General features: G+C 71.9%; 13 protein-coding genes. 5 read left to right on the top strand and 8 right to left on the bottom strand.

All coding sequences use genetic code 11. The features are described 5' to 3' along the window. Window positions 1-498 precede the first annotated feature (498 nt). The 6 genes from ACZ6TD_RS26155 to ACZ6TD_RS26130 form a co-directional block, all read right to left on the bottom strand. Window positions 499-1,284 (bottom strand): ABC transporter permease, encoded by a 786-nt coding sequence (locus tag ACZ6TD_RS26155; protein WP_471342069.1) that lies wholly within the window; start codon window positions 1,282-1,284, stop codon window positions 499-501. Next, the gene (locus tag ACZ6TD_RS26150) at window positions 1,281-2,279 is read right to left on the bottom strand and encodes an ATP-binding cassette domain-containing protein (protein ID WP_471342068.1); all 999 of its coding nucleotides are present in this window, start codon (window positions 2,277-2,279) and stop codon (window positions 1,281-1,283) included. Before ACZ6TD_RS26150 ends, ACZ6TD_RS26155 begins: the two co-directional genes overlap by 4 nt. A gap of 150 nt (window positions 2,280-2,429) precedes the next feature. Continuing rightward, window positions 2,430-3,059, bottom strand: coding sequence for a PadR family transcriptional regulator (locus ACZ6TD_RS26145; protein ID WP_471342066.1), 630 nt, complete (start codon window positions 3,057-3,059; stop codon window positions 2,430-2,432). 70 nt (window positions 3,060-3,129) lie between these two features. Beyond that, complete coding sequence (locus ACZ6TD_RS26140) at window positions 3,130-3,696, bottom strand: DinB family protein (protein ID WP_471342063.1); 567 nt, start codon at window positions 3,694-3,696, stop codon at window positions 3,130-3,132. A 108-nt stretch (window positions 3,697-3,804) separates the two neighbouring features. Then, on the bottom strand, window positions 3,805-5,262 hold the full coding sequence (locus tag ACZ6TD_RS26135; RefSeq protein WP_471342062.1) for an aldehyde dehydrogenase family protein: 1,458 nt from the start codon (window positions 5,260-5,262) through the stop codon (window positions 3,805-3,807). A gap of 90 nt (window positions 5,263-5,352) precedes the next feature. After that, window positions 5,353-6,216 carry a helix-turn-helix domain-containing protein gene (locus ACZ6TD_RS26130; protein ID WP_471342060.1) on the bottom strand — a complete coding sequence of 288 codons (864 nt, stop codon included), beginning with the start codon at window positions 6,214-6,216 and terminating at the stop codon, window positions 5,353-5,355. 305 nt (window positions 6,217-6,521) lie between these two features. Between ACZ6TD_RS26130 and ACZ6TD_RS26125 the strand changes: the two genes are divergently transcribed. Further along, window positions 6,522-7,010, top strand: coding sequence for an ATP-binding protein (locus tag ACZ6TD_RS26125; RefSeq protein WP_471342058.1), 489 nt, complete (start codon window positions 6,522-6,524; stop codon window positions 7,008-7,010). A gap of 17 nt (window positions 7,011-7,027) precedes the next feature. Here the strand turns inward: ACZ6TD_RS26125 and ACZ6TD_RS26120 are convergent, their stop codons facing one another. Together ACZ6TD_RS26120 and ACZ6TD_RS26115 are read right to left on the bottom strand one after the other, a co-directional pair. Then, window positions 7,028-8,179, bottom strand: coding sequence for a site-2 protease family protein (locus ACZ6TD_RS26120; RefSeq protein ID WP_471342056.1), 1,152 nt, complete (start codon window positions 8,177-8,179; stop codon window positions 7,028-7,030). A gap of 62 nt (window positions 8,180-8,241) precedes the next feature. Continuing rightward, entirely contained in the window at window positions 8,242-8,523 is a 282-nt protein-coding gene (locus tag ACZ6TD_RS26115; protein ID WP_471342055.1) for a DUF397 domain-containing protein, read from the bottom strand. 256 nt (window positions 8,524-8,779) lie between these two features. Between ACZ6TD_RS26115 and ACZ6TD_RS26110 the strand changes: the two genes are divergently transcribed. The 4 genes from ACZ6TD_RS26110 to ACZ6TD_RS26095 all read left to right on the top strand — a co-directional run bounded on the left by ACZ6TD_RS26110 (window position 8,780) and on the right by ACZ6TD_RS26095 (window position 13,356). Then, window positions 8,780-10,468: a bifunctional 3'-5' exonuclease/DNA polymerase gene (locus tag ACZ6TD_RS26110; RefSeq protein ID WP_471342053.1), complete on the top strand. Its 1,689-nt coding sequence runs from the start codon at window positions 8,780-8,782 to the stop codon at window positions 10,466-10,468. Between the two features lie 284 nt (window positions 10,469-10,752). Then, complete coding sequence (locus ACZ6TD_RS26105; RefSeq protein WP_471342051.1) at window positions 10,753-11,799, top strand: rod shape-determining protein; 1,047 nt, start codon at window positions 10,753-10,755, stop codon at window positions 11,797-11,799. Window positions 11,800-11,950: 151 nt separating this feature from the next. Next, the gene (locus ACZ6TD_RS26100) at window positions 11,951-12,547 is read left to right on the top strand and encodes a sigma-70 family RNA polymerase sigma factor (RefSeq protein WP_075200395.1); all 597 of its coding nucleotides are present in this window, start codon (window positions 11,951-11,953) and stop codon (window positions 12,545-12,547) included. Beyond that, window positions 12,544-13,356 carry a zf-HC2 domain-containing protein gene (locus ACZ6TD_RS26095; RefSeq protein ID WP_471342049.1) on the top strand — a complete coding sequence of 271 codons (813 nt, stop codon included), beginning with the start codon at window positions 12,544-12,546 and terminating at the stop codon, window positions 13,354-13,356. Before ACZ6TD_RS26100 ends, ACZ6TD_RS26095 begins: the two co-directional genes overlap by 4 nt. The last annotated feature ends 7 nt before the right edge of the window (window positions 13,357-13,363 follow it).

Below are 13,363 nucleotides of genomic sequence, written 5' to 3'. Positions count from 1 at the left end.
GGTCGGCGACCACGACGGTGCTGCCCGGCGGCCGCCGGCCGAGTTCAGCGGCCAGCCAGTGCCAGGGCAGCGCCGTGTAGCGGGCGGTCCTCGGCGTCGTACGGGCCAACGCAAGGTGCGGCAGCCGCTGTTTGGCGTCGAGGGTGAGCTGGCCCGCGAGATGGACCAGCACCGGGCCCGGGTGCGCGGCGGCGGTCCGCAGATGCGTCAGCACGGTCTGCGGGTCGACCGGGTCCACGAGTTGGACGACGCTGGCGCCGCCGGGCGTGCCCAGCAGCGCCGCCGGGGATACGGCGGCGAGCTGGGGCAGCGCGGCGGCCGCGTCCATCAGTCGCTGTTTGCCTGCCGGGCCGGCGGCGAGCAGCAGGGCGTATCCGGGCCCGCTCACCGTCTCCGCCCCCGTGCCCGACCTGTCGTTCCCCATACCTGCACCGTATCCGCAACCGGCGACGACCGGTGGGGGTGTGACCGGCGCGGCATCCGGATCCGGGGCCGCCGTCAGCGGCTGAGCCTCCCGTAACGCCGCACCGCGACCGGGAGGAAGACCGCGATCAGCGCCAGCGGCCAGCAGACGGCGAGGAGTTGGGCATGGTCCGCGGCCCAGGAGCCGCCACCGCCCCCGGGGCTGCCGAACAGCTCGCGGATCGCGGTGGCCGTCGCCGACATCGGGTTCCAGACCGCGAGGGCGCCGAGCCAGTCGGGCATGGTCTCGGGCGAGGCGAAGACGTTGGAGAGGAAGCCCACCGGCCAGACCAGGATCTGCACGGCCTGCACCAGCTCCGGGCGCCCGGCGGCCATGCCCAGGAAGATGCCGAGCCACAGCATCGCGAAGCGCAGCCACAGCAGCAGCCCGACGGCGAGCAGCCCGTCGCCGAGCCCACTGTGCCAGCGCCAGCCCATCGCGAGCCCGACCCCGAGGAGGACGAGCAGACCGAGCGCCGACTGGAGCATGTCCAGCACACTGCGCCCGACCAGGACCGCCGAGCGGGCCATCGGCATCGAGCGGAAGCGGTCGATGACGCCCTTGTTGAGGTCCTGGGTGATGGCGAGCATCGTCCCTTCGAGGCCGAACACCATGGTGAGCGCGAGCGTGCCCGGCACCAGGTAGTCCTTGTAGTCGCCGCCGCCCGGGACGGTCATCCCGCCGCCGAGGAAGTACGCGAACATCACCAGCATCATCACCGGGAAGACCAGTTGGACGGCCACCTGGACGGGCTGCCGGGCCCAGTGGGCGAGTCCGCGGCGGGTCATGGTCCAGGAGTCGACGAGGGTCGCGGTCGTCATACGGAGATCTCCTCTTCAGCAGCGCCCGCCGTGGCCGTGTCCGCCGTCGCCGGTTCCCCGGTGAGGTGCAGAAAGACCTCGTCGAGCGTGGGGCGGCGCAGCACGATGTCCTCCGCCTCGATCCCGGCCGCTGACAGCGCCCTTACGGTCTCCGTCAGCGCGGCCACCCGGTCGGTGACCCGCGCGCCGAGCCGCCGCCGGTCGGGGTCGGTCTCGACCTCGGCGGCGCCGGTGGCCGTGCCCACGACCGAGGCGGCGGCGGGCAGTTGGCCCGCGTCGCGCAGCACCACCTCGATGCGGTCCCCGCCGAGCCGGGCCTTGAGCTCGTCGGCGGTCCCGTCGGCGATGGCCCGCCCGCCGTCGATCACGCAGACGCGGTCCGCGAGTTGGTCCGCCTCCTCCAGGTACTGGGTGGTGAGCAGCACGGTCGTACCGCCGTCCACCAGCGAGCGGACCGCGTTCCACACCTCCGTGCGGCCCCGCGGGTCGAGCCCGGTGGTCGGCTCGTCCAGGAAGAGGATCCGCGGCCGCATGATGAGGCTCGCCGCGAGGTCCAGCCTGCGCCGCATCCCGCCGCTGTACCCGCTGACGGCCTTGGTGCCGGTGCCGGCGAGGCCGAACCGCTCCAGCAGCTCGTCCGCGCGGGCCGCCGCCCGGCGGCCGCCCAGGTGGTAGAGGCGGCCGAACATCTCCAGGTTCTGCCGTCCGCTCAGCTCCTCGTCCACCGCGGCGTGCTGGCCGACGAGGCCGATGCGGTAGCGGACCTCGTCGGGGTCGCGCAGCACGTCGTACCCGGCGACCTCGGCCCGGCCGCCGTCGTGCCGCAGCAGGGTGGCCAGAATCCGTACGCAGGTGGTCTTGCCCGCGCCGTTGGGGCCGAGCACGGCGTGCACGGTGCCCCGCGGGACGGTCAGGTCGAGTCCGGCGAGCGCCTGTTTGTCGCGATAGGTCTTCCGCAGTCCCTCGACGACGATCGCGGGATCGCTGTCGGCCAAGGTCTTCCCCTCTCCCTCACGCTCTTCTCCGCGCCACGTAGTCAAGTTTGACTACGCATGCCGGAAGGTACTGCCCGAACCTCAACTAGTCAAACTTGATTAACCTAGAGGGCCGCCATCAGCCGCCCTCGATCGGCATGGTGTGGTGCCTCAGTCCGCGCCGGGCGCGGCGTACGGGTTGATGACGCCCTCCGGCAGCACCTCCACCGAGCGCTCCCCCTCGCCCGCCATCACGTACGCCCCGCCCTCGAGCCGCTCGATCAGCCCACGGGTCCACTCGGCGCCACTGTCCGCGGAGTGCACCCAGAACTTCATGATCTCGCCGATATGGCCCCACTCCTCGGGGGTGCCGTCCGGTGGCGTCCAGTGCCGGGTCACCTCGGCCCGCCACTCCTCCAGCGCCGCCACCCGCCGCTTGAGCAGGGCGATCGCCTCGTCCCTGGGCAGGTCCACGATGAAACCCACCCCGGCCGTCAGCTCGTCGATCTTCTGGTCATGGCGCAGCAGGGCCTCCCGCAGCAGCCGGAAGTACTCCTCCTCGCCCGCCTCGGTCAGCTCGTACTCGGTCCGCGGCGGCCCGCCGACCGTGCTCGGCGCGACGTCGTGCGCGCGCATCAGTCCCTGCTTCGCCATCTGCTTGAGCGCGTGGTAGATGGACCCGGGTTTGGCATGGGACCACTCGTGCGCGCCCCAGAACTCCAGGTCGTTACGGACCTGATAGCCGTGCGCCCGCCCGTGCTGGCGCACGGCCCCCAGCACCAGCAGCCGGATCGCTGACATCGCCCGCTCGTCTCCATCCTGGTCCCGATCCCCGCGGTGACCAGGCTAGGGGGTCGACGGGCCCGGCGGATCACCGCTCCAGGACCGACCAGTCGGGCTCCGGCATCGCCCCCGTCTCGAAGACGAGGTCGAAGGCGCCCTTGCCGTCGATCGACTCGCGGATGACGTCGGCGTGACCCGCGTGCCGGGCCACCTCCTCGATCAGGTGGAGGACCGCCCAGCGCCAGGTGCGGGTGCCGCCCTCGTCCCAGGGGAGCCGGAGCGCCTCGAACGTCTCGTCGAGCGACGGCAGGGCCCGTACCGCCTCCTCGGTTTCGCGCGCCACCTCCTCGTACAGGGCGAGCAGCGCCTCCACCGTCTCGTCCTCGGTGGGCTGGAAGGTGTTCTCCCACTCGGCCATCTGGTCCCTGGGGTCCCCCGCCTTGCCCTGGAGGACGCGCAGCCAGCCGCGCTCGCCCGTGACCACGTGCTTGAGCACGCCTGCCAGCGACAGCGCGCTCGCGCTGGGAGTGGAGCGGGCCTGCTCCTCGGTCAGGCCGTGTACCGAGCGCCGGATGCCGCCGCGCTGGGCGTCCAGGTACGCCAGCAGGGCGCCGCGCTCGTCCTGACATGCCTCGGGGTTCACGATCACGGGCATGACTGCCGCCTCTCATCTGGAGGGCGCCCGGGTCCGGCGCCCTTCGATGAACCCCACGCTAGGAAGGCTTGCGGTCAGCTTCTGTCCGCGAGCCCGCCGGGCGGCGCATCAGAACGGGAACTGGCTCCGGCCGTGCTGGATGGAGATCCACTTGGTGGTGGTGAAGTCCTCGATCATCGACTCCCCGTTGAGGCGCCCGAGACCGGAGTGCTTCTCCCCGCCGAACGGCACGATCGGCTCGTCGTGAACCGTGCTGTCGTTCACATGGATCATGCCGGTGTGGATCCGCCGGGCGAACCGCACCCCGCGCTCGATGTCGGCGGTGTGCACGGCCCCGCTGAGCCCGTAGTCGGTGTCATTGGCGATCTGTACGGCCTCGTCGTCGCCGTCGAACGGAATCAGCGTCACCACCGGGCCGAAGATCTCCTGGCCGAGGATCGCCGAGCCCGCCGGGACCCCGCTGAGCACGGTCGGCCCCATCAGGGTGCCCTCGGTGTGCCCCCGCACCAGCGCGGTGGCGCCCTCGGCGATCGTCTGGTCGACGAGCTGGGTGATCGCCTCGGCCTGGCCCTCGTTGATCAGCGGGCCGATATGGGTGCTGGGATCGACCGGATCGCCCACCTTCAGCGTCTCCACCTTGGCCACGAACTTCCTCGTGAACTCCCGCTCGACCGCCCGGTCCACCAGCACCCGGTTGGCCGCCATGCAGACCTGCCCCTGGTGGACGAAGCGGCTGAAGACGGCCGCGTCCACCGCGTAGTCCAGGTCGGCGTCGTCCAGCACGACCAGCGCGCTGTTGCCGCCCAGCTCCAGGACCGTGCGCTTGAAGTGGGAGGCGGCCACGGTGGCGACGTGCCGGCCGACCTTGTCCGAGCCGGTGAAGGAGATCACCTTCGGTATGGGGTGCTCGATCAGGGCGTCGCCGATCTCCGCGATGTCGGTGACCACGACATTGAGCAGCCCGGCGGGCAGCCCCGCCTCCTCGAAGATCTTGGCGACCAGACCGCCGCCGCAGACCGGGGTGTTCTGGTGCGGCTTGAGGACGACGGCGTTGCCGAGGGCCAGCGCGGGGGCGACCGACTTCAGCGACAGCAGGAAGGGGAAGTTGAACGGGCTGATGACGCCGACCACACCCACCGGCAGCCGGTAGAGGCGGTTCTCCTTGCCGTCCACCGGCGACGGCAGGATGCGGCCCTCGGGCCGCAGCGCAAGCTGGATCGCCTCGCGCAGGAACTCCTTGGCGAGGTGCAGCTCGAAGCCCGCCTTCACATGGGTGCCGCCGCACTCCGCGATGATCGTCTCGGAGAGCTCCTTCTCCCGGTCCTCGATGATCCGCAGCGCCCGCTCGAACACCGCCCGCCGGGCGTAGGGGTTGGTGGCACCCCACTCCGGCTGCGCCCGCTCGGCCGCCCGGTAGGCCAGGTCCACCTCCTCGACGGTCGCGACGGTGATGGAGGCCAGCTTCTCCCCGTTGTAGGGGTTGAAGTCGACGATGTCCCAGGAACCGCTTCCGCCGCGCCACTCGCCGTCGATGAACTGAAGGGCCAACTCGGAGAAGTAGGACATGCCATCCCTATCTGCAGGACGCGGTGCCGGTCCCCGACAGCCGCGCACATGTGGGGGGTCTTCCTGACAGCACGTCATCCTACTGACGGGTCAGGCGTCGCGAAGGAGCCCCCGGAGCAAATCCCGGCTCTCCTCGGGAGAGAGGCTGTCCGCGCTGAGCCGCTCCAACACCCGCTCGTAGTAGGAGACTTCATCGCGCTTGTCCAGATAGAGCGCGCTGGTGAGCTGCTCCAGATAGACGATGTCGGGGAGGTCGGACTCCGGGAAGCGCAGCCGGGTGAACGCCCCGCTCTCCCCCGCGTGGCCGCCGAAGGCGAACGGCATCACCTGGAGCGTCACGTGTCGATACTCGGAGACCGTGATCAGATGGCGCAGCTGGGCGGACATCACGCCGCGCCCGCCGTACGGGCGGTGCAGCGCGGCCTCGTCCAGGACCACGTGGAACGCCGGGGCGCGCTCGGAGACCAGCAGCTTCTGCCGCTCCAGCCGCAGCGCCACCCGCCGGTCCACCTCGTCGGAACACGCCTGCGGCTGACCGCGGGTGACCACGGCATGGGCGTAGCCCTCGGTCTGCAGCAGACCGTGGATGAACTGGACCTCGTAACAGGCGATATCGGAGGCGGCACCCTCCAGGCCGACATAGGTCTGGAACCAGCCGGGGAGCACATCGCCGTAGCTGTGCCACCACCCGGCGACATTGGCCTCGCGGGCGAGCCCGAGCAGTGCCGCGCGCTCCGCGTCGTCGGTGACTCCGTACAGCGTCAGCAGATCCTCGATGTCCCGCGCCTTGAAGCTCACCCGGCCCAGCTCCATCCGGCTGATCTTGGATTCGGAGGCCCGGATCGAATAGCCCGCCGCCTCGCGGGTGATGCCGCGGTCCTCGCGCAACCGCCTGAGTTGAGAGCCCAGGAGGATGCGGCGCACCACCGATCCACTCGACTCGCCTGCGGCCATCTCCGCGATCCTCCCTGTACGGAAAGCATCCTTGCGAACGGCGCCCCCGCAGCCCCTGAGGGCGAAGTCTGCCACTGTTCGGGCTTCACGCCGTAGGCACGTCGTTACTCAAGCCGATGATGTACGTCAGTGTACGGAGTCAGAAATACCGGCAAAACCCTGCGGATCGGACCAACTGGCCCGCGTGCACGTGCATCTGCCCTTGCATCTGACGTGCGCATTCGGAACCATAGGGTGTGCGCACGTGCCAGCTCGTACGAAATCTGGCCAGAGTTCGTCACGGCCACGGATGCAGGAGTGCTCGCATGGGGAGCGAAGGATCGACCCTGCTGGAACCCTTGTGGCAAGGGCTTGCCGCCATCGATCCCTCCGCCGTCTCCGGATCCGTCTCCTGCGCCCTGCCCGCCCGCTATGAAGCGGTCAAGGGAGCCCGGCAGTTCACCGGCTCCACCCTGCGGCAGTGGAACATCCCCGAACTCCTCGACGAAGTGGCGCTCGTCGTCTCCGAACTGGTCACCAATGCCCTCCGGCACGCCCTGTCCGGCACCGGAGGCGCCGGTGAGCCGGAGCGGCCGGTGCGGCTCCATCTGATGCGCGGCCCCTCACGGCTGGTGTGCGCCGTACGCGACCCCAGCGAGGTGGGGCCGGTGGCCGGCGAGGCGGGCTGCGGCGAGGAGTCCGGGCGCGGGCTCCATCTGGTGGAGTCCTTCACCGACGGCTGGGGCTGGCAGCCACTGGCGGGCACCCCGCGCGGCAAGATCGTCTGGGCCGTCTTCCGCCTCCCCGCCGCGTAGGGACACACCACCACCCGTCACGGGCGGGTGGACTCCGGCGGGGCCGTGGTGATGCCCAGGCCGTGCAGCTGGAAGAGCCGGTTCACATCGTGCATCGTGACGATCCCCGTCAACTGACCGTGGTCCACCACCAGCACCGGCAGCCCGCCACCACCCGGGCGCGCCCGCTCCAGCACCTCGCTCAGCAGCTCATGGGGCTCGGCCACCGTGCACCGCGCCAGCGGTACCGCCACATCGCGCACCCGCCGCTCCTCCCGGGCCTCGGACGGCACCGCCGCGAGCGCGCGCAGCCGGACGATCCCGCTGGGCCGTCCCTCGAAGTCCAGCAACGGCATCACCGAATGCCGGGCGTGGGCCGCCACGTCGTCGATGAACCGCCCCACGGTCAGCCAGTCGACCCCGGTGGCGACCGGCGCCGACATCGCGTCCGCCACCCGAACCCCGCGCAGCGCGGTGTTGACCCCGGCCCGCTGCCGCTCGGCGTTGGCGATGATCACCATGAAGAGGCCGATGAGCGAGAGCCACAACCCGCCGTTGTTCCCGCGCAGGAAGGAGATCCAGCCGACGGCGATGAGCACCACACCGAGGATCTGGCCGCTGCGCCCCGCCGCCCGGTCGGCGCGCTCCCGGTCCCCGGTGCGCCACCAGATCACCGCCTGCACCACCCGTCCGCCGTCCAGCGGCGCGGCGGGCAGCAGATTGAAGACGCCCAGCAGCAGATTGGCCCAGCCCAGCCAGATCAGCACGGCCGTGGGCACTCCCCAGCCGGTGAGCGCGTGCACCCCGACCCCCGCGCCGACGGCGATACCGCCGATGACCAGGCTGGTGAGCGGCCCGATGACGGCCACCCAGAACGCGACCCCGGCGGTGCGGGGCCGTCCCATCTTGGTCATGCCGCCAAGCGCCCACAGCGTCACGTCCTCCACCGAGACGCCCTTTCTGCGGGCGGCGACCGCGTGCGCCGACTCGTGCAGCAGCAGGCTGCCCATCAGCAGTACGGCGCCGACGACGCTGGCGAGGGCGTAGACGGCACCGGTCCGGCCGGGGGTCCACGCGGGCAGCGTCTCGTGGCCGAGCCCATAGGCGAGCAGCACGATCAGCACCGGGACGCTCCAGTGCATCCGCAGTGGTACCCCGAGTACACGTCCGACGCGGACCGAGCCGTTCATCGCCGTCTCACATGGGTCGGGTCCCCCCGATCGCCACTACCAGTGTCGCGCGTCCGCGGCGATCAGCCCAGACCTGCCGGATCGTGCGCCAGATGGTCGAACTCGCCGTCCTTGGCCCCGAGCAGCATCGCCTCGACCTCGGCCGGGGTGTAGATCAGCGCCGGTCCGTCGGGGAACCGGGAGTTGCGGACGGCCACGTCCCCACCGGGCAGCTTGGCGAACTCGACACACGACCCCTGGGAGTTGCTGTGCCTGCTCTTCTGCCAGACGGCTCCCCGGAGGTCCGCGGCCGCCATGCCGTTGTAGGGATGGTCGCGCACAGGGCTTCTCCACTGTTCGTGCATGCGTGCAGCTGTCAACTGTCCGGGATCATAGCCGCGTTCCTTTGCGAATGCATGGGCGAATGCATACGTGAATGCACAGGTCGATGCACAAGCAGATGCACGTGCACCATCCGTATCGGCGTGATCACCCGACACCCGGGATCTTCTGCCCGGAGTGAAGAAGAGCAGTCGTCATGAATGACGCCCGGGTCCCCCTCCGGGTTGAGCGGGCCTCGTCACCGGAGCGTTGTCAGACCCCCCTGCCAGAATCCCGGGCATGAGATGGGCGGCGGCGGAGACGGACCACGGGGGTGTTCGTCTCTGCCCGCTCGACCCCGGGGGAAGGGCCGCCGGACCGGTCGTCGAGGTCACGGCGGAGCAGGGCGGGATCGCCGAGGCCGTGCGGTCACGCCCCGAGGCCGACCGGTGGGTGTGGCGGTCCACCGCCGAGGTCTATCCACGGCTGCTGGCCGCCGGGGTCCGGGTCGAGCGGGCCTATGACATCGAGGCGGCCGAGGCGCTGCTCCTCGGCCACGAGGGGCGCGCGGGCGCACCGCGTTCGCTCGCCGCCGCCTGGGCGCGGCTGCGCGGGCTGCCCGTCCCCGAGGACCCGCCGCCCCGGGCGGCCGGGGACCAGCCGTCGCTGTTCGAGCCCGGTCCGCCGCCGCTGCCGCCGGGCACCGATCCGCTGGACGCGCTGCTGGAGGTGTACGCGGGCCAGCTCGTCCGTACGGACGCGGCCGAGCACCCGGACCGGATGCGGCTGCTGACCACCGCCGAGTCGGCCGGGATGCTGATCGCCGCCGAGATGCGGCGCGCCGGGGTGCCCTGGCGCGCCGACCGCCACCGGGAGCTGCTGGACGAGCTGCTCGGCGAGCGCTATCCGGGCGGTCTGGAGCCGCAGCGCCTGGCCGAGCTGGCCGACGAGGTCTCGCGCGCCTTCGGCACCCGGGTGCGGCCCGATCTGCCCGCCGAGGTCGTCAAGGCGTTCGCCCGCGCGGGCATCGCCCTCGGCTCGACCCGCGCCTGGGAGCTGGAGCGGATCGACCACCCCGCGGTGGAGCCGCTGCTGCGCTACAAGAAGCTCTACCGGCTGCACACCGCCCACGGCTGGGCGTGGCTCCAGTCCTGGGTGCGCGAGGGCCGCTTCCGCCCCGAGTACCTGCCCGGCGGCACCGTCTCCGGCCGCTGGACCACCAACGGCGGCGGGGCGCTCCAGATCCCCAAGGTGGTGCGGCGCGCGGTGGTGGCCGATCCGGGGTGGCGGCTGGTGGTGGCCGACGCCGACCAGATGGAGCCCCGGGTGCTCGCCGCGATCTCCCGCGACCCCGGGCTGATGGAGGTCGCGGGCAGCGGCCGGGACCTGTACGCGACGCTGTCCGACCGCGCCTTCTCCGGCCGGCGCGACCAGGCCAAGCTGGCGCTGCTGGGCGCGGTCTACGGCCAGACCTCCGGCGACGGCCTGAAGCACCTCGCGGCCCTGCGGCGGCGCTTCCCGGCGGCGGTGGCGTATGTGGACGAGGCGGCCCGCGCGGGCGAGGAGGGCCGGCTGGTGCGCACCTGGCTGGGCCGCACCTGCCCGCCCGCGGGCGGCGCCGCCGAGGAGACGGCCGACGAGGCGGGGCTGCCGCGGGACCAGGAGGAGCCGTCCTACGGCAGCACGGCGAGCGCCCGCGCCCGGGGCCGCTTCACCCGGAACTTCGTGGTGCAGGGCAGCGCCGCCGACTGGGCCCTGCTGATGCTCGCCGCGCTGCGGCGGTCGCTGACCGGGGCGGGGCTGCGCGCGGAGATCGTCTTCTTCCAGCACGACGAGGTGATCGTGCACTGCCCCGAGGCGGAGGCCGACGCGGTCCGGGAGGCGATCGCCGAGGCGGGCGAGACGGCCGGCCGGATCGCCTTCGGACCGACCCCGGTGCGGTTCCCCTTCACCATGGCGGCGGTGGAGACTTACGCGGACGCGAAGTAGGCGGCCCGGGTCCCGTCCGGTGGACCTTCGCGCCCGCGGCATCAGCGGCTGACGCCCGCGGCATCCGGCATCCGACGCGGGGGCGGCCCAGCGGCCCAGCCGTAACCGGGGGCACGCCGCGCCAGGCGTCTCGGGCCCGCGAAGATCCACCGCACGGAGCCCGGGGGGCGGTCGTCCCCCGACCGGCTCAGCCCCACGGGCAGCGGGCCTGACCGTCCCCACACGATGAGAGCGGAGGGCCGCCGGGCGGCGGCCCACCACACCGCCCACAGGGGAGACCTGCCATGACCATCAGCCTCGAGGCACTGCGCCGCTGCTCCATCGCCGTCGACCTCGGCGCGGCCAGGACGCGCGTCTACCTCAGGCGCACCGGGCTCATCGTCGACGAGCCGACCGTGGCCGCCGTGAACACCCACACCGGCGGGCTGATCGCGGTCGGCACGCTGGCCCAGCGGATGACCGGGCGGACGCCCGCACACATCCGGGTGGTCCGGCCGGTCTCCAACGGCACCGTCGTGGACATCGAGATGGCCCAGCGGATGCTGCGGCTGCTGCTGGGCAACAAGCTGCGGCGCGCCTGGCGGCGCCGCCCGCTGGTGAGCGCCGCCGTCTGCGTGCAGCACGACGCCGACCCGCTCGCCCAGCGCGCCGCGGTGGAGACGCTCACCGGGATCGGCGCCAAGCGGGTCGAGCTGGTGGACACCCTCATCGCCGCCGCCGTGGGCTGCGGTCTGCCGGTGGAACGGCCCGAGGCGACGATGATCGTGGTGTGCGGCGCGGCCACCACCCAGGTCGCGGTCCTGTCGCTGGGCTCGATCGTGGCCGCCGAGCGGGTGCCGGTGGGCGGCGAGACCGTGGACCACGCCGTCGTCCAGCATCTGCGCAACGAGCACGCGCTGATGCTGCCCAGCCAGGCCGTCCACCCGCTGCATCTGATCATCAAGGACAGCGCGGGCAGCGCGGACGGCGCCCGGGCCGTGCAGAGCGCCGAGGTGCACGGCCGGGACGTGGCCACGGGGCTCGCCCGGACCGTACGGATCGATGTCGAGGGCGTACGGACCGCCATCCGCACCCCGCTCACCGGGGTGCTGGACGCCATCGGCACGGTTTTGCGCCGCTGTCCGCCGGATCTGGTGGCCGACCTCGCCGACCGCGGCATCATGCTGGCGGGCGGCAGCGCGGTGCTGCCCGGGTTCGACACGATACTGCGCGAGGCCACCGGCATGCCGCTGAACATCGCCGACCACCCCGACGTCTGCGCGGTCGAGGGGCTCGGCGCGATGCTCGACGGCAAGGTGCAGCCCCTGCTGCTGGACGCGATGGTCTCCTGACCCCGTTCCGCGCCCGTACCTCGCCCTGACGCCTGATCGGAAATTCTTCGCGACGCGTTGAGCGGCTGCCTCCCCCCGTGCGTAGTGAAGGGGGAAGAGGCCGACATGGCCGCCGATCCCCCCCGGGGCTCAGACCGGGAGTCGTCCGTTGATGTTGTCCAACTCAGGTCAGGTCCTGGAGGTTCAGGTGCACGACGACGCCGCCGTGGCCGATGAGCGTCCGTCAAGATCCAGGCGTGGTACGCCGGACGAACAACTCATGCGCGCGCTCTACCAGGAGCACGCCGGACCGTTGCTCGCGTTCGTGCTGCGGCTGGTCGCGGGCGACCGGCACCGTGCGGAGGACGTCGTCCAGGAGACCCTGGTGCGGGCCTGGCGGAACGCCGACCAGTTGTCCCGGGCCACCGGCTCCATCCGGCCCTGGCTGGTCACCGTCGCCCGGCGGATCGTGATCGACGGACACCGCAGCCGGCAGGCCCGGCCGCAGGAGGTCGACCCCTCCCCGTTGGAACTCATGCCCGCGGAGGACGAGATCGACCGTGCACTGCGGCTCATGACCCTGACCGACGCGATGCAGGACCTCAGCGACGCCCATCGCGAGGTGCTGGTCGAGACCTACTTCAAGGGGCGGACCGTCAACGAGGCGGCCCAGACCCTCGGCATACCCAGCGGGACGGTACGGTCCCGGGTCTTCTACGCGCTGCGCTCGATGAAGCTCGCGCTCGAGGAGAGAGGAGTGACGGCATGACAGCGCAGACGCACCACCCGGGACATGACGCCGTTGGCGCGTATGTGCTCGGCGTGCTCGACGAGGCGGACGCCACCTATTTCGAGGAGCATCTGGCCGGCTGTGACCAGTGCGGACGGCAGCTCGACGAGCTGACCGGGCTGGAACCGCTGCTGGCCGATCTGGCCGCCGACGTCCCCGGGATCCACGCCGCCCCCGGGCGGACCCAGCTCACGGGCCACACTCCGCATGCCTTCAGCGCCACTCCCAACGCCATCGAGACCCTCACCGCGCGCCCCGGCCCGGCCCTGCTCACCCGCATGGTCGGCGAGGTCGCCGCGTCCCGCGCCAAGCGGCGGCGGCGCGGTCTCTACCTGGTCGCGGCGGCGGCCGCGCTGATCGTCGGCGGCCCGGTCGGCACGATCGCGGTCACCTCCGGCGGCTCGGACAGCTCCGTCACGGCCGCCCCCAGCGAGAGCGCCCTCTTCGCCGGCATGCCCGACAAGGTGCAGGGCACCGACCCGGACACCAAGGTGAACGCGGCGGTCGCGATGGAGGACAAGATGTGGGGCACCGACACCCTCCTCCGGTTGAAGAACGTCAAGGGCCCCCTGGACTGCAGCCTGATCGCGGTCTCCAAGGACGGTCATGAGCAGACGCTGATGACCTGGTCGGTGCCCGAGTGGGGCTACGGGATCGCGGACAGCCCCAAGGCGGAGGCGAGAGAGCCGCTGTGGGCGCACGGCGGCGCGGGGATGAAGCGCTCCGACATCGAACGCTTCGAGGTCCGTACGGCCGACGGAAAGCGCCTGGTCTCCCTGAACGTCTGACCTGCCA

It is taken from the genome of Streptomyces yongxingensis (genome assembly GCF_055597465.1).
This window is presented reverse-complemented; position numbering and strand designations above follow the sequence as displayed.